This is a genomic window from Stenotrophomonas sp. WZN-1 (genome assembly GCF_002192255.1).
Lineage (GTDB): Bacteria > Pseudomonadota > Gammaproteobacteria > Xanthomonadales > Xanthomonadaceae > Stenotrophomonas.
In genome coordinates, this window is record NZ_CP021768.1 from 3926994 (window position 1) to 3948518 (window position 21525).

At 67.1% G+C, this 21525-nt stretch carries 19 protein-coding genes; 7 read left to right on the plus strand and 12 right to left on the minus strand.

The features are described from left to right. From CCR98_RS18320 to mdoH, 3 genes are read right to left on the minus strand one after another with little or no spacing between them, the layout of a single operon-like run. Entirely contained in the window at positions 1–1044 is a 1044-nt protein-coding gene (locus CCR98_RS18320) for a sensor histidine kinase (protein ID WP_198361031.1), read from the minus strand. 3 nt (positions 1045–1047) lie between these two features. Then, positions 1048–1707, minus strand: coding sequence for an alpha/beta hydrolase (locus CCR98_RS18325; protein ID WP_087923712.1), 660 nt, complete (start codon positions 1705–1707; stop codon positions 1048–1050). A 50-nt stretch (positions 1708–1757) separates the two neighbouring features. Next, positions 1758–3683 (minus strand): glucans biosynthesis glucosyltransferase MdoH, encoded by a 1926-nt coding sequence (mdoH, locus tag CCR98_RS18330; protein WP_087923713.1) that lies wholly within the window; start codon positions 3681–3683, stop codon positions 1758–1760. 496 nt (positions 3684–4179) lie between these two features. Between mdoH and CCR98_RS18340 the strand changes: the two genes are divergently transcribed. Then, entirely contained in the window at positions 4180–6225 is a 2046-nt protein-coding gene (locus CCR98_RS18340; RefSeq protein ID WP_087923715.1) for a TonB-dependent receptor, read from the plus strand. A 60-nt stretch (positions 6226–6285) separates the two neighbouring features. On the opposite strand, the gene CCR98_RS21215 is transcribed toward CCR98_RS18340, so the two are convergent. Beyond that, positions 6286–6456 carry a hypothetical protein gene (locus CCR98_RS21215; protein ID WP_005419553.1) on the minus strand — a complete coding sequence of 57 codons (171 nt, stop codon included), beginning with the start codon at positions 6454–6456 and terminating at the stop codon, positions 6286–6288. A gap of 216 nt (positions 6457–6672) precedes the next feature. On the opposite strand from CCR98_RS21215, the gene CCR98_RS18345 reads away from it, so the two are divergent. Further along, positions 6673–7059 carry a DUF2628 domain-containing protein gene (locus tag CCR98_RS18345; protein WP_087923716.1) on the plus strand — a complete coding sequence of 129 codons (387 nt, stop codon included), beginning with the start codon at positions 6673–6675 and terminating at the stop codon, positions 7057–7059. A 95-nt stretch (positions 7060–7154) separates the two neighbouring features. On the opposite strand, the gene CCR98_RS21410 is transcribed toward CCR98_RS18345, so the two are convergent. The 3 genes from CCR98_RS21410 to CCR98_RS18360 form a co-directional block, all read right to left on the minus strand. After that, the gene (locus tag CCR98_RS21410; RefSeq protein ID WP_087923717.1) at positions 7155–9686 is read right to left on the minus strand and encodes a methyl-accepting chemotaxis protein; all 2532 of its coding nucleotides are present in this window, start codon (positions 9684–9686) and stop codon (positions 7155–7157) included. Positions 9687–9898: 212 nt separating this feature from the next. Beyond that, on the minus strand, positions 9899–10792 hold the full coding sequence (locus tag CCR98_RS18355) for an NAD(P)-dependent oxidoreductase (protein WP_087923718.1): 894 nt from the start codon (positions 10790–10792) through the stop codon (positions 9899–9901). Positions 10793–10890: 98 nt separating this feature from the next. Next, positions 10891–11802: a S41 family peptidase gene (locus CCR98_RS18360; protein WP_087924234.1), complete on the minus strand. Its 912-nt coding sequence runs from the start codon at positions 11800–11802 to the stop codon at positions 10891–10893. 49 nt (positions 11803–11851) lie between these two features. On the opposite strand from CCR98_RS18360, the gene CCR98_RS18365 reads away from it, so the two are divergent. Together CCR98_RS18365 and CCR98_RS18370 are read left to right on the plus strand one after the other, a co-directional pair. After that, positions 11852–12316 (plus strand): MarR family transcriptional regulator, encoded by a 465-nt coding sequence (locus tag CCR98_RS18365; protein ID WP_087923719.1) that lies wholly within the window; start codon positions 11852–11854, stop codon positions 12314–12316. Positions 12317–12623: 307 nt separating this feature from the next. Beyond that, positions 12624–12935 carry a KGG domain-containing protein gene (locus CCR98_RS18370; protein ID WP_087923720.1) on the plus strand — a complete coding sequence of 104 codons (312 nt, stop codon included), beginning with the start codon at positions 12624–12626 and terminating at the stop codon, positions 12933–12935. Between the two features lie 366 nt (positions 12936–13301). Here CCR98_RS18370 and CCR98_RS18380 read toward each other — a convergent pair whose 3' ends face one another. Further along, entirely contained in the window at positions 13302–13652 is a 351-nt protein-coding gene (locus tag CCR98_RS18380) for a VOC family protein (RefSeq protein ID WP_087923721.1), read from the minus strand. 104 nt (positions 13653–13756) lie between these two features. After that, a complete protein-coding gene (locus CCR98_RS18385; RefSeq protein WP_087923722.1) occupies positions 13757–13957 on the minus strand; it encodes a hypothetical protein in 201 nt (66 codons plus the stop codon). 188 nt (positions 13958–14145) lie between these two features. On the opposite strand from CCR98_RS18385, the gene CCR98_RS18390 reads away from it, so the two are divergent. After that, positions 14146–17496 (plus strand): autotransporter serine protease, encoded by a 3351-nt coding sequence (locus CCR98_RS18390; protein WP_087923723.1) that lies wholly within the window; start codon positions 14146–14148, stop codon positions 17494–17496. Positions 17497–17641: 145 nt separating this feature from the next. Here CCR98_RS18390 and CCR98_RS18395 read toward each other — a convergent pair whose 3' ends face one another. Both CCR98_RS18395 and CCR98_RS18400 read right to left on the minus strand, forming a co-directional pair. Then, positions 17642–18094, minus strand: a complete 453-nt coding sequence (locus tag CCR98_RS18395) for a PA2169 family four-helix-bundle protein (RefSeq protein ID WP_005419568.1) — start codon at positions 18092–18094, stop codon at positions 17642–17644. A gap of 464 nt (positions 18095–18558) precedes the next feature. Further along, a complete protein-coding gene (locus tag CCR98_RS18400; protein WP_198361032.1) occupies positions 18559–19509 on the minus strand; it encodes a DMT family transporter in 951 nt (316 codons plus the stop codon). 7 nt (positions 19510–19516) lie between these two features. On the opposite strand from CCR98_RS18400, the gene CCR98_RS18405 reads away from it, so the two are divergent. Continuing rightward, a complete protein-coding gene (locus tag CCR98_RS18405; protein WP_087923725.1) occupies positions 19517–20320 on the plus strand; it encodes a helix-turn-helix transcriptional regulator in 804 nt (267 codons plus the stop codon). A gap of 7 nt (positions 20321–20327) precedes the next feature. Here CCR98_RS18405 and CCR98_RS18410 read toward each other — a convergent pair whose 3' ends face one another. Beyond that, positions 20328–20744 carry a hypothetical protein gene (locus tag CCR98_RS18410; protein WP_087923726.1) on the minus strand — a complete coding sequence of 139 codons (417 nt, stop codon included), beginning with the start codon at positions 20742–20744 and terminating at the stop codon, positions 20328–20330. 127 nt (positions 20745–20871) lie between these two features. Here CCR98_RS18410 and CCR98_RS18415 point away from each other — a divergent pair, with 127 nt between their 5' ends. Then, positions 20872–21513: a glutathione S-transferase family protein gene (locus CCR98_RS18415; RefSeq protein WP_087923727.1), complete on the plus strand. Its 642-nt coding sequence runs from the start codon at positions 20872–20874 to the stop codon at positions 21511–21513. Positions 21514–21525 lie beyond the last annotated feature (12 nt).

Here is a 21525-nt window from a genome sequence, read left to right on the forward strand (position 1 = left end):
TCACTGGATCGGCACTGTCACCTGGCAGGCATAGTAGCCTTCGCTCCAGCCAGCCGTCATCCGCGCGGCGCTGCCGAAGCGCCAGGCCAGCCGATGGCCGATGCTGTGCTGGGCATGGCCAGCCCCCCGCGCCAGGGCCAGCCCGGGCGCCTGCGGATCAGGCGCGGGATTGCGCACGCGGATCTGCAGCTCGTTGCCCTGGCGCAGCAGGTGCAGCTCGATAATGCCGCCGTCGGGCAGGCGCGAGATGCCGTGCAGCACGGCATTTTCCACCAGCGGCTGCAGTACCAGCCTTGGCAATGGCAGGTCCCACGGCAGCGGCTCGTCGCGCTGCCAGCGCACCTGCAGGCGTTCGCCCAGGCGCAGCGATTCGATCGACAGGTAGCGCTCGGCCAGTTCGCATTCGTCGCGCAGGGTGGAATCGCCCTCGCCTGCACCGAGCGCAGCACGGAACAGATCGGACAGATCCAGCACCGCACGTTCGGCCACCGCAGGATCGCGATGCAGCAGGCTGGCGATCAGGTTCATGCTGTTGAACAGGAAATGCGGGCGGATCCGCGCCTGCAGCGCGTCGGCCTGGGCGCGTGCATTGGCCTGCACCTGCGCGGCCCAGCGGTCGCTGACATAGAAGTAGCGCAGCGCCAGCGCGGTGATCAGCGCCGTGGTAGCTGCACTCCCAAGGGTGAAGCGCCAGAAGCTGATGCCGCTGGCGAAGCTGTCACCCAGCACCGCGTACAAGGCGTGCACGATGCCGGCACAGACCACCGCGATCAGGGCCGCCAGTGCGATGGCAGCGACCGCCCCCAGCACCGGCGGCAGCCTGGACAGCGCCTGCCGCAGCAGGCACAGGGAGGCGGTCACCGCCAACGCCAGCCACAAGGCGAAGCCACTGGCTGACAGCAGTTCGCCAAAGGTCCAGTGGCGGCTGCCATCCGGGGCCAGGGCCAGCACCACCACCACCAGCTCGGCCAGGCCGAGCATCGCCGCCAGCCGCGGCAGGCGGCACAGTTCCGGCATCCATGGCGGTGTGCTGGCCGGGGACATGGCTCAGCCCACGCCCAGGCGTTCCTGCAGCCAGTCACCCAGTGCCTGGATCTCTTCGGCACAGACCTGATGGGCCATCGGGTAGCTGTGCCATTCCACCTCCAGGCCCAGCGCCTGCAGCGCCTGCGCGCTGTGTACCGCCACCGCCTGCGGAATCACCGGGTCGCTGCTGCCATGGGCCATGAACACCGGCACCTGCACGGCGCCGTCAACACGCGTGGCGCTTTCAGCTTCGGGCAGGTAGGTGGACAGGGCGATCAGGCCGGCCAGCGGCGCGGTGCGCGACAGCGCGGCGGTCAGGATGATCGCGCCCCCCTGCGAGAAACCGGCCAGGAAGATCTTCTCCGCCGGAATGCCGCGCTCGATCTCACGCGCGATCAGCGCGTCCAGCTGCACCACCGATTCCTGCACGCCGGCCATGTCCGCGCGCGAACGGAAGTCCATGCCGACGATGTCGTACCAGCCGCGCATCGGCACGCCGTTGTTGATCGTGATCGGCCGCACCGGTGCGTGCGGGAACACGAAGCGCAGCGCCGGCCAATGCGGCCGCACCAGCTCCGGCACGATCGGCGCGAAATCATGGCCATCGGCGCCGAGGCCGTGCAGCCAGATCACCGACCACTGCGGCGAGGCGCCGGTTTCCTGTTCCACCGTTTGCAGCATGATGCGGCTCCTTCAAGTTCGAGCCGCATTATGCCGCTGGCGCGGGGCAATCAGTACAGCGGCGGTTGCGCGGCCGCTTCCCGGCGCAGCTGCGCGGCGCGTACCAGCACCGGCGGCGGGATGTTCTCCTCGGGGATATCGAGCAGGCCAAGACGGTGCAGGAAGGCACCGGGGCCACGCGAGGACGTCAACGCCACCACCGGAACCGCGAGCACCATGCCGATCACCACCGGCGCCATCCACGCGGCCAGCGACGGCGACACTGCCCAGGCCAGCACGCCCATGAAGGCGCCAAACACCCCCAGGCCACCGTAGCCGCGGATCAGCGCCAGCCACGAGATGCCGCCGTCGTCACGCTGCTGCGCATCCCAGCCGGAATCGCGGCCGGACAACACTTCCGCCACGCCCCGCGACTGCACGTACATCACCACCGGTGCCATCAGTGCGGCCAGCACGGTTTCCACCAGCATCGACACGAAGGCACGGATCGCACCGCCGCAGCCACGGCGGTCGACCGGGTCCAGCAGCATCGCCAGATAGCCAAGCACCTTGGGCAGCAGCAGCACCGCCATGGTGGCGGCGAACAGACGCACCACCTGCTCTTCGTCCTGTGCGCGCCAGTAGACGCTGGGCGACAGGTGCAGCAGCGCGTTGAAATCGATGCCCTCCTGGAACAGCGGGATGGCGATGCCGATCAGCATGAGCATTGCCCACATCGGGGCGGTGAAATAGTGGCCGATACCGATCAGCATGTGCGTACGGCTGATCCAGTGCAGCCCGCGGCTGCCGACCACCTTGCCGTGCTGCAGGTTGCCCTGGCACCAGCGACGGTCGCGCACCAGCAGGTCGGTCAGCGTCGGCGGGCCCTCTTCATAGCTGCCACCGAGGTAGGGCACCATGTGCGCGGCCCAGCCGCCACGCCGCATCAACGCCGCTTCGACGAAGTCATGGCTGAGCACGTGGCCGCCGAATGGCTTGCGCCCCGGCAGCGCCGGCAGGCCGGCGTGGTCGGCGAAGGCGCGGGTGCGGATGATGGCGTTGTGGCCCCAGTAGTTGCTCTCGGCGCCGTGCCACCAGGCCACGCCACGGGCAATCACCGGCCCATACACGCGGCCGCCAAACTGCTGCATGCGCGCGAACAGGGTGCGGCCGCCGATCACCGACGGCAGGGTCTGGATCAGGCCGACGTCGGCGTTGTGCTCCATGCCGGCCACCAGGCGCACGATGCTGTCGCCGGTCATCAGGCTGTCGGCGTCGAGGATCAGCATCTGCGGGTAGGCACCGCCGAAGCGGCGGACCCAGTCGGCGATGTTGCCGGCCTTGCGACCGCTGTTGTCACCACGGCGACGGTAGAACAGGCGCACCCGGCCGTCCGGCACACGCTCGCGCAGCTCGGCGAACACCTGTTCCTCCGCGCGCGCGATGTCCTCGCGGCGCGTGTCGCTGAGCACGAAGAAGTCGAAGCGCTCCAGCTGGCCGGTGGCGGCCACTGATTCGTAGATGGCCTGCAAGCCGGCCAACAGGCGGCGCGGGTCTTCGTTGTAGGTCGGCATCAGCAGCGCGGTGCGGCTGTGCACGGTCGGCAGCGGCTTGTCCGGGTCGATGCCGAGGCGGTAGCCACGGTCAAACACCGCGGTCAGGAAGCCGGCCAGGGCGCTGGCGAAAGACAGCGCGATCCAGGCAAACAGGCCGACGAACAGTACCAGCAGGCAGGCTTCGAGCACGCTGATGCCATTGGCCGACAGCACCCGCCACATCATCCGCGTGGCCACGGCGGTCATGCCGAGCGTGCCACCGAAGATGTACAGCCGGCGCAGGCCGATCAGGCGCGGCGACGTGCGATGCCGCCGGACCTTCAGCGCGCCTTCGCGCAGGGTCTGTTCGGGCATCTGCAAGGGAGATTCAGCGGGCAGCAGCGCCCGGCCGGCATCGAGCCGGGGCGTTTCTGCTTCCGCATGGATGGTCTGCACCCCCATCGTCGCCTACTCCGCGCCGTCGGCACGGCCGGCCATCCCGGCCGGGCTGCATGCACCATGGTTCCCGGCGCGCTTTCCCGGCGCCCGCACTTGTCCTGGCTGTGTCGGCCTCAGGCCGCACAGTCGATGTCTGTCACTACCGGAACCCACACGATCTCCAACGGGGCGGAATCGAAAATGCGGCCCAGTCTAGGGCGCTGAATGTAAGCCGCGCGCGAAGGTCTACGCCGGGAATTCTCCCCATTCAGCAAAAAGCAGGCGATCGCGCCGGGGAATGGCGAGATGTCACTACATCGCCCCCGGCACTGGATCGTAACAAACGCGAACGGTTATCATTTCATTAACCAGGCAGGTCACCGTCTTCCGAACGGCCGCGACCCACCCAGCTGCGCCGGCCCACGCCGCGCGCCCGACGACCCATGGAAGGGGTGGCTGCCTGCTGCCTGCCTGCGCCTGCTGCTTCCACAGGGTCACCCCACCTCCCATGGAAGCCGTCATGTCCCTGTCGTCCCCTTACCGTTCCGCGCGCCTGCCGCGCACCCTCCTGGCCCACGCCGTGGCCGCCGCCTGCCTGCTGGCCCTGCCCGGCCTGGCCGCTGCAGAGGCCAGCGCCGATGCCTCCACCAAGGACCTGGATACCGTGGTGGTCACGGCCTCGGGCAGCCAGCAATGGATCAAGGATGCCCCGGCCAGCATCAGCGTGATCAGCCGTGAGGACATCGAGCGCCAGCCGGTGCCCAATCTGGCCACCCTGCTCAGCCGCGTGCCGGGTGTGACCGGCGGCCTCAGCGCGGTCGGCGAACAGTCCAAGATCAAGCTGCGCGGCATGCCGTCCAACTACACGCTGGTGCTGGTGGACGGCAAGCGCATGGGCAGCTCGGCCGCGACCAACTATCGCCCCGACCTCGGCCGCCAGGACCTGAACTGGATCTCGCCCGACCAGATCGAACGCATCGAGGTGGTGCGCGGCCCGATGTCGTCGCTCTACGGCTCTGACGCGATGGGCGGCGTGATCAACATCATCACCCGGCGCATCGGCGACGAATGGAACGGCAGCGCCACCCACAGCTACACCCGTCCCGGTGATGGCAAGCGCGGCGATACCCAGCAGATCGGTGCGACCTTCTCCGGCCCGCTGGGCGAACGCTTCGGCCTGCGCATCGGTGCCAACAGCATGCGCCGCGATTCGGACAAGTCCAACAACGGTGTCTACGGCAATGCCTATGCCGGCGAGAAGGACCGCAATGTCGATGCGCTGCTGCAGTGGAAGCTGAGCGACGCACAGGAACTGTCGCTGGAAGCCGGGCACGGCGTGCAGCAGGCCTTCATCGATGCATCGCTGGAAAAGCAGGACGAAGGCGCCTGGGGGGCCAGTGAGCTCAAGCGCAGTTCACTGGCGCTCAACCACGATGGCAAGTGGGGCTTCGGCACCTCCAAGCTCAGCGCGTACTGGACCGAATACAAGAACGACATCGGTGCCACCGGCCGCTCAGAGGCCACCGACACGATCATCGAAGGCAGCCTGACCACGCCGTTCACCCTGGGCGTTGAACACCAGTTCGCCGTGGGTGGGCAGTGGAAGCGCCAGGAGCTGACCAACACCGACACCATCGGCCGCGCGCCGATCGACTACGCCGGCAACGCCGTCAGCGGCTCCAATCTGGAAGTGGATACCTGGGCGCTGTTCGTCGAAGACGAACTGAAGCTGCACCGCACCCTGGCCCTGACCGTGGGCGCACGCCTGGACCATCACGAGCAGTTCGGCGGCCACGTCAGCCCGCGTGCGTACCTGGTCTGGCATCCGGCCGAACAGTGGACGATCCGCGGTGGCGTCTCCAAGGGCTTCCGGGCGCCCAGCCTGACCGAGAATTCGGCCACCGCTGCCACCCAGTCCGGCGGCCGTGGCTGCACCTCGCTGATCCCGCTGGGCTATACCCGCGGCGGCTGCTACATGGCCGGCAACCCGGACCTGGATCCGGAAACCAGCACCAACCGCGAGATCGGCATCAGCTTCGACAATGACCTGATCGATGCCGGCGTGACCTATTTCCATACCGACTTCCGGAACAAGATCGAATACGCGCCGCTGGGCCGGTTCAATGGCATCTGGTGGACGCGCATGAGCAACGTACAGCGCGCACGCACCAGCGGCATGGAAGGCAACTTCAATGTCCGCTTCGGCGAGCAGTGGCGCTGGCGCACCTCGGCGACCTGGATGAAGGAAGCCAAGAACCTGACCACTGGCCGCAACCTGATCGACACCCCGGAATTCTCCGGCTATTCGTCGCTGGACTGGACGCCGAACACGGTGTTCTCCAGCAGCCTGTCGGCGCAGTACACCGGCAAGCAGACCGGCACCGCCACGACCTTCCTCAAGGCCTACACGCTGTATGACCTGACTGCGGCATGGAACGTCAACGAGGTACTGACCCTGCGCGGCGGCGTCAGCAACCTGGCCGACAAGAAGCTGTATGCCGAAGGCTCCACCGACTACTTCGTGGCCGGGCGCAGCTACTTCCTCAGCATGACCGCGCGGTTCTGACCAACGGCGCGCGCCGTGATCGCGCTGGCGGCAGGCCAGCGCGATCAACGGTGTTGCGGGTTACTCGCTTTCCAGCGCGGCCGGTGCCGCGTCCCGCGTGGCAGCCGTGCGTGCACGGTCCATCGCCACCGCCAGTTGCTGGCGTGCGAGCAGTTGTTGTGCCTGCACCACTTCAGGTGTCGGCAGGAGCACCGGTCCCGGTGCGTTTTCCGGTGTAGCAGGTGTGGTCATGCAACCTCCATGGACATCCCGCCGCCGCACGGGTCCAACCGGAGCGGCAGCGGAACTGCGCACCCTATCCTAAAAACAAGGCGGGCGGGTGACGGTGCGGCACCCGGCCGCAGCGCCACTCTGGCCTGCGGGTCACATTTTTGACGCCAGAGGCTGGTTTCCTGAACCGTTCGCCCCGTATCATGTAAACGTTTTCCTACAAGGACGTGATCGTCAATGAACGCAGTCGACCTCTCCCGCTTCAGCCCGAAGTGGCAGTTCCGCTTCAACTTCTTCCAGCAGCACGGCGCGCCCAAGGAGCCGGGTTTCAAGCAGGCCTGGAAGGCGTTGTCCTTCGGCGACCGCCTGAAGGTCAACATCAATTTCTTCGCCTTCTTCTTCGGCTTCATCTACCTGCTCATCCTGGGCATGTGGCGCAAGGCGCTGGTCGTGCTCGGCATCAACATCGCGCTGGGCATCGTCACCCTGTTCCTGCCGGACGTTGTGGCCCGTGCCATCTTCATCGCCATGAACTTCCTGGTTGCCTCCAGCACCAACTACAGCTACTACCTGGAACAGGTGAAGGGCAAGGCCAGCTGGAACCCGTTCGAAGGAATGTTCTAAGCCGCTGCGGTTACCGGACCCGGTCCGGCGCACCGATGAGCAGAGACGACGACGCCCGGCCTTGGCCGGGCGTCTTCATGTGCGCGTGCCTGGTTTCAGGCCGCGCGGCGTGCCACGGCTACCGGCTCGGCCTGCAGGCGGAAGCGCGACACCGCCACCGCCAGCTGCTCGGCCTGTTCCTCCATCGCCCGCGCGGCGGCACTGGCTTCCTCCACCAGCGCGGCGTTCTGCTGGGTGGTTTCGTCCATCTGCACCACGGTCTGGTTGACCTGCTCGATGCCGGCCGACTGCTCGCGCGACGCCGCCGAGATCTCGGCCATGATCTCGTTGACCCGGCCGACCTGGCCGACGATCTCCTGCATGGTGCGGCCCGCGCCGTGCACCAGCTGTGCACCGGCACCGACCTGTGCCACCGAGGCGTCGATCAGCTCCTTGATTTCCTTCGCAGCGCCCGCCGAGCGCTGTGCCAACGCACGCACTTCGCTGGCGACCACGGCAAAGCCGCGGCCCTGCTCACCGGCGCGCGCCGCTTCCACTGCCGCGTTCAGCGCCAGGATGTTGGTCTGGAACGCGATGCCATCGATCACCGAGATGATCTCGGCGATGCGCTGCGACGAGGCCTCGATCTGTTCCATGGTGTGCACTACCTGGCTGACCACCTGGCCGCCTTCGCTGGCCACGCTCGCCGCGGAACCAGCCAGCGTGTTGGCCTGCAGCGCATGGTCAGCATTCTGGCGCACGGTGGACGTCAGCTCTTCCATCGACGCGGCGGTTTCTTCCAGGTTGGCAGCCTGCTGTTCGGTGCGCCGCGACAGATCGCTGTTGCCGGCAGCGATCTCGCCAGCGGCCAGGCGGATGCTGGCCGCCGACTGCTGGATCTGGCCGACGATCCGGGTCAGCTGCTGCACGGTGCTGTTGGCATCGTCGCGCATCACCGCAAAGACCCCGTGGAAGTCGCCCTGCATGCGGGCAGTAAGGTCACCTGCGGCGATCGCGCGCAGCAGCGTCGACAGCGCCGCCAGGTTGTGGTCGCTGACCTGCATCATCGTGTTCAGGGTCTCCACCATGCGGCGGAAGTCGTGATCGAAGCGCAGTGCATCGCCGCGCATGGCGAAATCACCGGCGGCGGCAGCGGCAGCCAGCTGCTGGATCTGCTCGTTGATCGCAGCCAGGTTGCGCTTGGTGGTCGCCATCGCGGTGGTGAACACCGCCTTCTCGCCCGGCAGTGCTTCCATGTCCACGCTGAGATCGCCCACGGCATAACGCTGCATCACTTCCACCAGGCGCTGGGTGACCGCGTTGCTGGAGGCCACCAGCTGGTTGCTGTCGGCCACCATGCGGCCGTACTCGCCCGGGAACGCCGCGGCATCCATGCGGTAGCTGAGTTCACCGGCATCGTGGCGGCGCGCCATTTCGGCCTGCGCGGCCATCACCGCCTGCAGCTGGCCGCGCATGCCCTGCATTGCATCCAGCAGGCGCCCTACTTCGTCGTTGCTGCGCGCCGGCAGCATGCTGTCCAGCTTGCCGGCGGCGACGTCGCCGGCCACTCGGACCGCTTCGGCGAGCGGGCGAATCGCCAGGCGGCGCAGCAGTACATAGACGCCGGCGCTGAGGGTCAGCGCGGCGATCACGCCGACCAGCAGGGTCAGCCACAACAGCTGGCGCGCTTCGGCCACGATCACCGCATGCGGCATCACCACGCCCAGCGCGAAGCGCTGCGGGGCATCGCCCACGCGCAGCGGCACATACACGCGCACGTTGCCGGCTGCATCCGGGCTGAAGGCCTCGAACGGGCGGTCGGCGGCGATCTCGGCCAGCATGCTGCGGGTCAGCGCATCGCTGCGCGGTTTGCCGATCTCGGTGGCATTGGCCGAGGCCAGCACCACGCCCTTCGGCGACAGCAGTTCGACGCGGCCGGCCCCCATCGGCTTCAGTGTGGCCAGGTGCTTCTGCAGTGCCGCCAGCGAGAAGTCGACGGTGAATACACCGAGGAACTTGTCGTTCTCGATGATCGGCGTGCTCAACGTACTCATCAGCACCTGCTGCCCGGCGATGTCGTAGGCATAGGGCTCGCTGACCTTGGGCAGCCTGTCGCGGCTGGGCGCCATGTACCAGTCACCGGAACCGCTGGCAGTCTCGGTGTAGTCGGTCATCACCGACTGCTGTGGCTTGCCGTCATGCCAGGCCCAGTAGCTCATGTAGCGGCCAGTGGCATCGTGCGCTTCGGTGTTGACGAACTCGGCATCCCTGCCGTCGAAGGCATCGGCCTCCCACATGGTGCTCTTTCCCAGCCATTCCGGATGGGCGCGGAGCTGCTCACCCAGCACGGCGGCCAGGCTGGCGCGATCGGGGACATCACCACGCGCGCGCTGGGCCAATACGCTTTCGACCATGGCATCGTTGCTGGCGAAGGCCTTGACGAGATCGGCCGCAACCTGGCGCGCTTCGGCGGTGGCCTCGCTGGTCATGGTCTGGCGCGAGGCGCTGATCAGGCTGGCGCTGGCCTGTCGGTAGATCAGGAACGCGGTCAGGCCGAAGCACAGCAGCGCGATCGCGGCGGTGCCCAGCATCAGCTTGTGGGCGATGCTGCCCGGGCGGCGGGCAGCGGCGGAACGGGAAGAAGGCATGGGAGGGTCCGCAAGGCAGTTCAGGACGACCGGCACCACGAAGGCACCGTGCAGGCGCGCGATCCGTCGCGCAGGCCACCGGCCGCCGGGGTGGTCCCGGCGCTGGGAGCGCACCGGGTTAGCGGCCGCCCGCCAACGAGGTTGAGGCGACCGGCCTGCACATTCCTGAATCTGCTCAGGGTCGACTCAGCTACCCGCCCGTCGCGACGCCCTCACTCGGCCACGCGGTCCTTGATCCACTGCGCGCGCGGCAGTACCTCGATGCTGCCGACAGCGTACTGCTGCAGCACGTCGTCCGGCCCGAAGCAGGGTTGCCAGCCCAGCTCGCTGCGCAGGCGGGCACTGTCGTAGACACGGTCGATGCTCAATGGCAGCGGCCAACCACGGCGTTCGAACTCGGCCAGCAGCTGCGGCGCGCGACGGGCCAGCACGCTGCGCGGGTGAGTGGCCAGTTCCAGGCAGTCCTCGCGCCGGAACGGCGTCGGTGCGCAGGCGAGGTAGCGGGCGAATCGGGCGCCTTCGTCGAGCAGCAGTGCAGCATGTGCGCTGGCCACATCGCGGGCATCGATGCCGCGGTGCAGGCGGAACATCGCCATCCGTTCGGGCGGTTCCGGAAAACACCGGCCCATGCGCAGCACGCGAACGCTGAAGCCCGGCGTGGCGGCAGCTTCAGCCAGGGTCTCGGCCTGCAGCTTGGTGCGGTGGTAGATCGTGCGCGGCAGTGGCTCGGTGTCTTCGTCTATCCAACGGCAGCCACCGGCCACCACGGCATGGCCGTACAGCGCCGTGGTGCTGGTCAGCACGAAGCGCCGTGCGCCGGCATCGCGTGCCGCCTGCAGCAGGTGCGCCGTGGCATCCACGTTGATCTGCTGGAACACCGCATCCGGCACCAGCCCGACATGCGGGGCGTGCAGGGCCGCGGTATGGATGACCGCGTCGACGCCCTGCACCGCACGCGTGACCGCCTGGCGGTCGGTGACATCGGCAATGATGCGCGTGGTGGCGAACGGACTGCGATCCAGCCCCACCACTTCGTGGGCGGCCGCCAGCGCACCGAAGATCGCGCGCCCGATGCGCCCGGAACTACCGGTCAACAGAATCTTCATTGAGTCCATTCACTCGAAGCGCCCGGGAACTACCGGGATGCTTCGATTCTAGGCATGCAATCGCGCATCTGCGATAGGACAGCCATGCAATCGTGCGTTCATCTTGACGACTTCGCAGGCGCCAGCAGTTGCCGCGCGATGAACAGCGGATCGTCGCCGCCGGCCACGTCAGGCCGCACGCCGGTACGTTCCCAGTTGCCGCCGGTGCGCAGGTTGATCGGTTGCCGGTCGGGAATGCTGATCTGATAGCCATCGGGCAGCAGCACAGGATCACCAAACATGTGCGCTGCGCCGCCACTGCGTGTGCCGACAATGCGCGCGCGCCCCAGGGCCTGCAGCGAGTAGGCGACGAACTCGGCGGCCGAACCGGTGCGGCGGTCGATCAGCACCACCAGCGGTTTCAGGTAGGCGGGCAGGCTCGCCGGCGGCAGCGGTACCGGCGTGCGCCGGCCACGCTGGTCCAGCTGCTGCACCGCGCCGATCTTCGCGTCCAGCAGTGTCCGTACCAGCAGATCGGCACTTGCGTCGTCGCCGCCGCCGTTCTGGCGCAGGTCCAGCACCAGGCCATCGGTGTCGGCCAACAACGTGAAGGCCGCAGCAAGCTTCGGCCTCGCCAGATCCAGCGGATAGAAGGTACTCAGCCGCAGGTAGCCAACGTTGCCCTCCAGCACCCTTACCTCGCGCACGCCGGCGCCATTGCTGCGGGCATCGGCGCGCCAGGCCATCAACCAGTCGTCCTGGCCGGCCGCCGCGTCCACGCGTTCAACGTGGAAGTGGCCATCGAACACGTCCAGGTCCTGGTTCAGGCGTGCGCTGAACGCAGCAGCATCCGAGCAGCTGTCCGCATAGCGCTGCTGCGCCGACCAGCTGCGCAGGGTGGCGGCGATGCGGGCGCCCTCCGCCTCGTCCAGGTACTGCGCCTGCACGGCGCTGGCCGCCGCCTGCAGGACCCCGTCCTGCACGGGGCAGGCCGCCGCCAGCAACGCGCCGAGCATCCAGGAGACCGCCATCATCCACCCCGCATTGAAGTTATGTAAGTGCTTATATATCATCCCGGTCATGGATCTCCAACACGCCACGCTGGGTACCCTGCTGCGCGCCCTGCTCGACCAGCTGGACCCGGCCGTCGAGCAGGCCTACCGCGACCTGCAACTGGACTACCGGCCGCGCTACACGCCGGTGCTGCGCACGCTGATGGCGCAGGGGCCGTGCCGGATCAAGGACCTGGCACTGGCCTGCGGGCTCAGCCATTCGGCGCTCAGCCAGACCGTGGCGGCGATGGTGCGAGATGGCTGGCTGCATGCTGCCAACGGTGACGACGGGCGCGAACGCATCCTGCAGTTGAGCCCACGCGCGCAGCGCGCGATGCCTGTGCTGCAGGCGCAATGGCAGGCCACCGCAGTGGCGGCACGCAGCCTCGATGCCGATCTGGGTCAGTCGCTGGAGCAGGTGCTGCGCGAAGCATTAGCGGCGCTCGAACAACGGCCCTTCGCACAGCGCCTGCAGGACGCCCGCCGGCGCTGAAGCGCTGCTGCTCTGCAGCCATCTCGTTCTCGCTCAGGAAGGTCCAGCTGTCATTGGCCACGCGCAGCTCACGCGTGCGGCACTGTGCGGCCCAGCAGTCCGCGTCATCAGAATTGCTTGACGATGTTTTTCCTTATCTGGGTGCCATCCGGGATGCCGGCCCATCCCTGTCAAGTCTGCGCAGCAGCGTGGCTGCGCCGTGAAAGGCAGTGCGGTGTGGCGTGAAGACCACGCCGTCGGCGCGGACACTCCCTTAGCCGCGCACACGCAAGGATGAGCTTCCTCTCCATGCACCGGGAGCCTTCACATGGCTGACCAGCATCACGGCACCTCTCATCGCGGCTTCGCTTCGATGGACCAGGACAAGCAGCGCGCAATCGCCGCAAAGGGGGGACGCGCCGCGCACGCGTCCGGCAATGCACATGAGTTCAGCCCGGCCGAAGCACGCGTGGCGGGACGCAAGGGCGGCGAGGCGATCAGCCGCAATCGCCAGCACATGGCGGCGATCGGCCGCGAAGGCGGGCACGCGCGCCACGCCAATGCACGGCAGCAGCAACAACAGCACGCGGCCGAAGCCACGCCAACGACGGAAGAGAGACCGCAACGCCAGCAGGGCTGACCGCAGCCCACTCAAGCGCGCTTGCGCTGCCGGTACACCCAGCGCCGCCAGGAGGGCCAGCACGCCGGCGACGGCCATCGCCCAGCCGAAACCGCTGGCCATGGCGCCGCGGTACCCAGCCAGTGTCTGCGCGCCTGGCAGCAGGGTCGACGGCTGCAGGTTGAACGTGTGCGCCTGCGCGGCCACTGCCCAGGCTCACGCCAACGCCGAATCAGCTAGGCACTGGCGTGGTCACGTGTTGCCGCTGCGGCGGCACCGGACGCCGAGACCTTCATCGTGGCGGTGGTGGCCGATTGCCTGCGCCTGGTCGGCGTGTCGCCGGCCCCGAAGCGTGGCGGCACGCGCCGCTGAATCCCTCGCCGTCGCTCAGGCGTGGGCGAGGATGTTCAACAACCGACCGAACGGGTCGCGGACGAAGAAGCGCCGCACGCCCCAGGGCTCGTCGGCCGGGCCATATTCCAGCGCAATGCCGGCCGCGCGCATGCGCTCCAGCACTTCCTGCAGGTTGTCCACTTCGATCGAAAGGTCCGGCACCGGTGTGCCGGAACCCCCTTCGCTGGCGAAGCTGACCTGCGCCAGCGCGGTGCCCTGCCCGCCATGGGTGACGATCCAGCCATGGTCCATCACCACCGGCATGCCGAGCAGTTCGCCGTAGAAGGTAGCGGCACGTGCGGGGTCGGGGGTGGCGATGTTGGCGACGACACGCTTGACGGCCATGTTCCACTCCACCAGGAAGAATGTGTCGAGACTGCCCGACCCTGCGCACAAACAGAAGAGCCCCGTCACGGACGGGGCCCGTCATCAGCCGATCATGGCAGGGCTTACACCGCGCCGCAGCGCTCCATGATGCATCGATCGTATTCGTACTGGCATTCCATGGCATCACCACCACCGGATACACAGGCCTGGTAGGCCTTCCAGCAGGGCAGATCGCAGGGCTGAACCGGTCCGGCCACGGCCACCGAGCCGCTGCAGGCCAACGCGAACACGGCACCGGCGATCACTTTCCTGAAAGTACGCATCGACATCGCTCCTTGATAAGCCTGGTGAGTCCAGGCCCGGCCACGGTAAAGGGGCCAAGGGGAGATCAGGTGAACGTGTGCGTCACACATAATTAACGCGTTCATAAAATTCTCTTCACATTACTGGGGGATATCAGCACGCCTTGGCGTTAACGGCCTTGTTGTCCGTCAACCAAGGAAGTTGTCTGATGAATCACCCGCTGTACGGCCGTTCGTCCCGCTCCCTGTCGCACCGCCCGCTGGCGCTTGCCGTCGCCAGTTCGCTGCTGCTGGCCACCGCGCTGCCCGCCATGGCCGGCGAATCACTTGATGCCTGGCAGCAGCAGCGCCAGTTGCAGGCTGCATGGGCGCAGCCCGCTGCCAGCACGCCACCCGCAGCCACGGCTACTGCACCTGCCGCCGGCAGCACCGCCGTCCTCGGCAACCCGGGCGATCCGGCCAGCTGGCGCAGCGATGAATTCAACGCCGATTGGGGCCTGGGTGCGATGGGCGCCGACTACGCCTATGCACGCGGCCTGACCGGCAAGGGCGTACGCCTGGCGCTGTTCGACTCGGGCTCCGCGCTGGCGCATCCGGAGTTTGCAGGACGCAATGCCTCCAGCATCACCATCGGTGCCGACTGCGCAACACCGGGTGTCGTCGCAGGTACCGGCGCCTGCGGGCAGACCCGCGGCGAACAGCCCGGCTACAACTACTACGGGCTCGGCGCCGGCGTTCCGGCCTCACTGGCGGCACGCCTGATCGCCGCAGGCCAGCCCTATGGCTTCAGCTACGCCGACCACGGAACACATGTGCTTGGCACCATCGGCGCAAACCGCAATGGCACCGGCATGCATGGCGTAGCCTTTGGATCGGACCTCACCGCCGCCCGCGTGTTCGGTGACACCTACTACGAGTGGCGCCTGGATCCCGACAATTTCTATCGCCCGCGCGCGGTGTACCGCACCGATCCGGATGATGCCGCTACGCTGGACATGTATGCGCAGATCCAGGCGCAGGGTGTACGCGCCATCAACCACAGCTGGGGCATTTCCACCCGCAACATGACCGCCGCCGCGCTGGACCAGCAGTACGCCAGCATCGGTGCCGACTACGGCGTGTACGGCAGCATCTACGCCAGCAACGGCGATACCCCGGGCTCCGCCCTCATCCAGGTGTGGTCGGCCGGCAACGGCAGCGGTGCGGTTGCCGGCATCACCGCCTCGATGCCGCGCTGGAAGCCCGAACTGGAACCGTACTGGCTGGCGGTCGCCAATGTCCGCCGACCCAATGCCGCCGCAGGTGAAACCGACTACGTGATCGATGGCAGTTCCAGCATCTGTGGCGTTGCCGCCAACTGGTGCATCTCGGCCCCCGGCACCGACATCGTCAGCACCATCGTCTCGGGCGATATCCAGGGCCGCATCGAGAACACCTCCGCCTACGTGCGGCTGATCATCGACAGCGAGAACACCAACTACGTCTACGGCACCAAGACCGGCACGTCGATGGCCGCGCCGCACATCACGGGCGCTCTTGGCCTGCTGATGGAGCGCTTCCCGTATCTGGACAACGCCCAGGTCCGCGACGTGCTGCTGACCACCGCACGCGATCTCGGCGCGCCGGGTATCGACGCGATCTACGGCTGGGGCATGGTCGACCTCCGCAAGGCCATCGAAGGCTATGGCTCGCTGCGCGTGGATACCAACGTGGTGATGAACCAGAAGGCCGGCGGCCTGAAGGTCTGGGAAGGCGACGCCTGGGACAACTGGACCAACGACATCGGCGGCCCCGGCAAGCTGACCAAATCCGGCATCGGCTGGCTGCGTCTGAGCGGCAACAACAGCTTCAACGGCGCCGTGGTGCAGGACGGCATGCTGGAGTTGAACGGCGCGAATTCGCTCACTTCGGCGGTCGAGGTCCAGGGCGGCCAGTTCCTGCTCAACGGCAGCCTGGTCTCCACCGCCTTGACCACCTCCGGTGGCGTCAGCACGGTCAGCGCCAGCGGCGTACTGAACAACAGCAACCTGGTGGTCAACGGCGGCGTGGTGTCCTTCAACGGCACGCAGACCGGTGGCACCACCACTGTCGGCGCCAATGGCCTGCTGAAGGGCGTCGGCACGCTCGGCAACACCAGCGTGGACGGCATCATCGCGCCGGGCAACTCGATCGGCACGCTGACCATCAACGGCAACTACGTGCAGGGCGCTACCGGCGTCTATGCGGCGGAGCTGGCACCGGGTGGCCGTAGTGACCAGCTGCATGTGACCGGCACCGCCACCCTCGGCGGCACCCTGGTCGCGCTGCCGGAACCGGGCGTGTACTACCTCGGCGAACAGTTCAACTTCCTGCGTGCCGACGGTGGCATCAGCGGCCAGTTCGCCAAAACCGACTTCAGCGCGTTCTCGCCCTTCCTGCAGTTCAGCCTGGCCTACGGGGCCAATGGCACGCGTATCGATGTCGCCCGCGGTGCCTCGCTGACCACAGCTGCCAACACCCCCAACCAGCGTGCAGTGGCGGCGGCGGCCGACCTGCTGCCGATCGCCCAGGGCCTGCCCAAGCCGCTGACCCAGCTGTTCCCGCAGCAGGTGGGTGGCGTGCTCGACGGTCTCAGCGGCGAGCTGCATCCGGCCACGGCCATCGCCCTGGTCGAGGGCAGCCGCTACGTGCGCGATGCCGCGTTGTCACGCCGTGCCGGCGCTGCGGCCCCCGGCACCGACGCGGGTGATGCGACGGGTGCTTGGGTGCAGGCCATCGGTGGCAACAGCAAGCTGGACGGTGATTTCAACACTGCCCGTACCGAAGCCAACAGCAACGGCCTGCTGGTCGGCATCGACCGCGAGTTCTCCGGCTGGCAGCTTGGCGTGCTGGCCGGCACCGGTCGCACCGACGTCAAGCAGCAGGACCGCCGCGCCAAGTCGAAGATCGACAACACGCACTTCGGTGCCTATGCCAGCCACAACTGGGGCGGCTTCGGCCTGCGCGGTGGTGTGGCGTGGAGCAAGCACGAGGTGAAGAGTACGCGTGACGTTGCCTTCGCTGGTTTCAGTGACAGCCTGAGCGCGCGCTACGACGCGCGTACCCGCCAGGCCTTCATCGAAGCCGGTTACCGCTTCGGTGGCCCGGAAGCGGGGCTGGAGCCGTACCTGCAGGTGGCGCGCGTGGAAGTGGACCTCAAGCGCATCAACGAACGCGGTGGAGCAGCGGCGCTACACGGCAAGGCGGACGACACCGGAACCACGATCGCCACCGCCGGCGTGCGCTTCGACAAGGGGCTGAAGGCTTCGTTCCAGCAGGACAGCTGGCTGCACCTGCGCGGTGGCGTCGGCTATCGCCGTGCCTCGGGGGATCGCAGCCAGGTCGCCAACCTTGCCTTCGCCAACGGCAGCACCACATTCGCGGTCAACGGCGCACCGATTGCCGACAACGCGGTGGTGGCCGAACTGGGCCTGTCGGCCTGGCTGACCCCGCGACAGCAGCTGGAGCTGGGCTACAGCGGCCAGTTCGGCAGCGAGAGTCGTGACCATGGCGCGAATGCACGCTGGTCAGTACGTTTCTGATTCCAAAGCAGCATGCGCTTGACGGATTGGGGCGGCCTCGCGGCCGCCCCTTTTTTACGTGTGTGTCCACAACGTGCGCAGAAGACGGCCAGGGCAGCCTATTGCCCCGGCCGTGGCGGCCCGGAAAGAAGGTCGCCTTGAACCGTCAGGCCGCCTTCATCGCATGCTTGCGCGCACGCATCACGTTGTGGCACTCCTGCACTTCCGGCAGCAGCTGGGTCACTTCCTGCCGCACGGCGGGCGGCAGCTCGTTGTCCTTCAGCACATCCTTGAATGCGCCCAGCAGGCGGTCTTCGGATTCTTCAAGTTCAGCCACGTAGCCATAGTTGGTGTCACCGAAGGCTGCACGGACCTTGCCGTAAAACTGCTGCATGGAACCAACCACAGTGCCGTGCTCGGCCGGCTTGCCGCCGCTGGCGGCCACCGAGCCGCTCAGCGCCGCCACGATGCGGCCCTTGACGCCGGCAATGCGGGTGAACAGCGCCGACAGCTCGGCGTCCTTTACCTTGGTTGCTGCCTCTTCATAGAACGACTTGCCATCACGGGCGATCTCGATCAGGTCGTTGAGGCGATGTTCGATGGTGGACTGGGTGCTCATGGCGTCGCTCCTGTTTGCTCGGAATTCTGCGGGGAATGGCACCGCGAGTGCGTTGCCTTCGACACCACTGTGGAGGTTTGAATGTGCCTGTCGGGTGAGTACGAATTGATTCGCGCATCACCCTGCAGAACACGTGCTGACTTCTTCATGGCCAGCACCACCGGCCTTCACGGAATCTGAGCGTGCAGTGCGAACGTCACCAGGGCGCAATGACGATGATCAGGCTGACCAGCAGCGCAATCGCCAGGACCACCAGCAGCACGTGCCATTGCTTCCAGCTGGGTTTCGGCTTGCCAGGCGTGTTCATCGGCGGCCTCCTGTGTGTGCCGGGAAAGGAGCTGCCAGACTGAAGCGTAAGCGCATCGCACAACGTGGACGGCACGTGCACTCCCCGTGTAGGGCGGCCGCCGCAGGCACGCGAAGACGCCGCATTCACAGACAGCGCCGTCGCGGGAGGTGGAGCATCACACCGGTTCGGCCTCACTCACAACCGTCGCACGCTTGGCGCTGTACTCGGCGAATACCACACCGGACACTGCGAGCACGCCGCCGGCCAATACCCAGCCACTGAGCGATTCGCCCAGCAGCAGCACGGCTAGTGCAGCGGTCACGATCGGCACCAGGTTGAAGAAGCCGGATACACGTGCGGCTCCCAGCCGCGCAAGCCCCGTCATCCAGGTCAGCGGCGCCAGGATCGATGCGCACACCGCAGCGAAACCGATACAGCCCACCGCGGTCAGGTTGTTCACCCCGGTGCCGGCCATCAGCTGTACTGGCAGCAGGATCAGCGACGCCGCCGTGGCCTGCAGGAACAGCGACTCCAGCATCGACAGCGGAATCTTCCAGCGCTGCATCAGCACGTTGTAGGCGGCAAAGGCCAACGCACCGATCAGCATGATCGCATCGCCGCGGTTCAGGCCAAGCGCCGCCAGCCGTGCCAGGTCGCCCTGCGATACCACCGCCACCACGCCGGCCGTGGAGATCAACGCACCGATGATAGCGGCGCCACGCACCGGGTGGCCCATGAACACGCGTGACAGCGCCAGCGCGATCAGCGGAATCAGCGCCTGTATCACGCCCATGTTGGTGGCCGAAGTGAAATGAGCCGCGTAGTACGCCAGGCACTGGTACATCACTCCGCCCAGGCAGCCCAGCACCAGGAAGCGCCCGAGGTTGGCACGCACGGTCTGCAGGTTGTGGCGCAGTTTCGGCAGTGCGAACGGCAACAGGACAGCGGCAGCAACCAGCCAGCGGAAGAAGCCGATGTCGATGGGGCCGACCGAGCCCGAGGCGAGCTTGGTGACGATAGTATTGGCGCCCCATAGCAGGCAGGCGAAGATCGGGAAGAGATAGTTCACAACGGCGGGTGTACGCAGGGGAAGGGCCAGCGTACGCTTGGCGCATATCAAGGACATCCCGAAAATGCGCCACTCCGACCCGGGCTTGCGGCAACCGATGGAGCCCATTCCCACCTTCCGCCAGCTGCCCGGCCCGATCTACTTTCGGCAGGGTGCGATGGAACCCACCGACTGGGGTACGCACAGCCACCCCTGGGGGCAGTTCAACTTCGTTGCGCAGGGCGTGATGGAAATGAAGATCGAGGGCGAGTGGATGGTGTCCCCGCCGCACTATGCGCTCTGGATTCCACCCGGCGTGGCCCATTACTCGCGCAACCGCTCGGTGCTGGCCTATCGATCGGCTTACCTGTCGCCAGCGTTGTCGCGCCGCTTGCCCGCGCGGTGCCGGGCGCTGGAGGTCACGCCCCTTCTGCGCGAACTGCTGCACGAACTGGCGCGCCAGGGCGTGACTGATCCGCAATCACCGGCACAACGCCGCATGGCGGCCGTAGTGATCGACCAGATCGTCAACGCCGCCGTACTGCCCAGCTTCCTGCCGATCGCCAGCAGCGACGCATTGAAGCAGGTGATGACATACATGGAAAAGCATCTGCACGCCGCCGAAACGGTCGCCGACATCGCGCAACGGCACCACATGAGCGTGCGCAAACTGGAGCGCCTGGCGCGCAGCGAGCTGGGCATGTCGTTGGGTGACTGGCGCGGGCGGATGCGCTTCGTCAGGGCCACCGAAGCGTTGTGCACGCGACGGCCGATCAGCCGCATCGCCGAGGAGCTGGGCTACTCAGGGGTCAGCGCCTTCGCCGAGATGTTCAAGCGGCATGCGCAGTGCACGCCCGACCAGTATCGGAAGCTGCATCGAGCGGGGTGAGGAAGGCCTAGAGAGCGACCAGCAGGTCCACGAGCAGCTTCGGCAGCAACAACGCTGCCGCAACGCCGGCCAACAGGATCAGTAGCACCTTCGCCGTCAATGGGCGACGGCGCGGATTGCCGAAGTACAGACGCAGGTCGCGCAGTTCACTTTCCAGCCCCTGCCGCACGCCAGCGCTCTGTGCACCGGGCTCGAGCAGCTGCCGTTCAAGCGCTTGCAGGCGTTTCATCAGTTCGCGTGGCGGTGTAGCCCGCATGATCTGCTGATGGAGTTCCTGCAGGCGGCGCGCCTGCGGCATCAGCGCCGCCACGAGGTCATCCGGCGGAAGCTGCGACACCAGCCGCAGAGCGTCCGCATCCATTTCAGCCTGGAGCACATCGCGTTGCTGCTGCAGTTCGGCCAGGGAGGCGCGGCGCTGCCACATGGGAAGGTACAGGGTTGACAGGTAATGGACAGTGTATCGCCCGGTGGCCCGGGAAGGCTGTCGATTTCCCGCCCCTTCGTTCGTCGAAAGGGAAAAGGCGGGCCCTTCGGCCCGCAGGAGTATCCCGATGCGCCCGATCCTCACTGCATTCGCCACTTCCCCGGACCGCGGCCAGGGCCTGGCCCGTGACATGCGCGTGCGCTGGGCGCTGGAGGAACTGGCCGTAGCCTATGACGTGCAACTGCTCAGCTTCGCCGAGCTGAAGCAGCCCGCGCACCTGGCACGGAATCCGTTCGGGCAGATTCCCACCTGGCAGGAGGGCGACCGAACACTGTTCGAATCCGGCGCGATCGTGCTGCATCTGGCTGAACAGCATCGCGGCCTGCTGCCCAGCGACCCGGACGCCCGCATGCGCGCGATCATGTGGCTGTTCGGCGCGCTGAACACGGTGGAGCCACCCATCGTCGAGCGCTCGATGGCCTGGGTGCTGGAGCGCGAGCAACCCTGGTATGGGCAGCGGCAGGTGATGCTCGATGAGCGGGTCCGGACGCGGCTGGCGCAGCTGTCGACGTGGCTGGCCAAGGCGGAATGGCTGGACGGCGAGTTCAGCGTGGGCGACCTGATGATGGTCTCGGTACTGCTGCGCCTGAAGAGCAGTGGCCTGCTCGACGAGTATCCACGCGTGGTCGCCTATATGAACCAGGCGACGCAACGTCCTGCCTACCAGCGCGCCTTCGCTGCGCAGCTGGCGGTGTTCCAGAATGCCTGATGCTACGCCCTG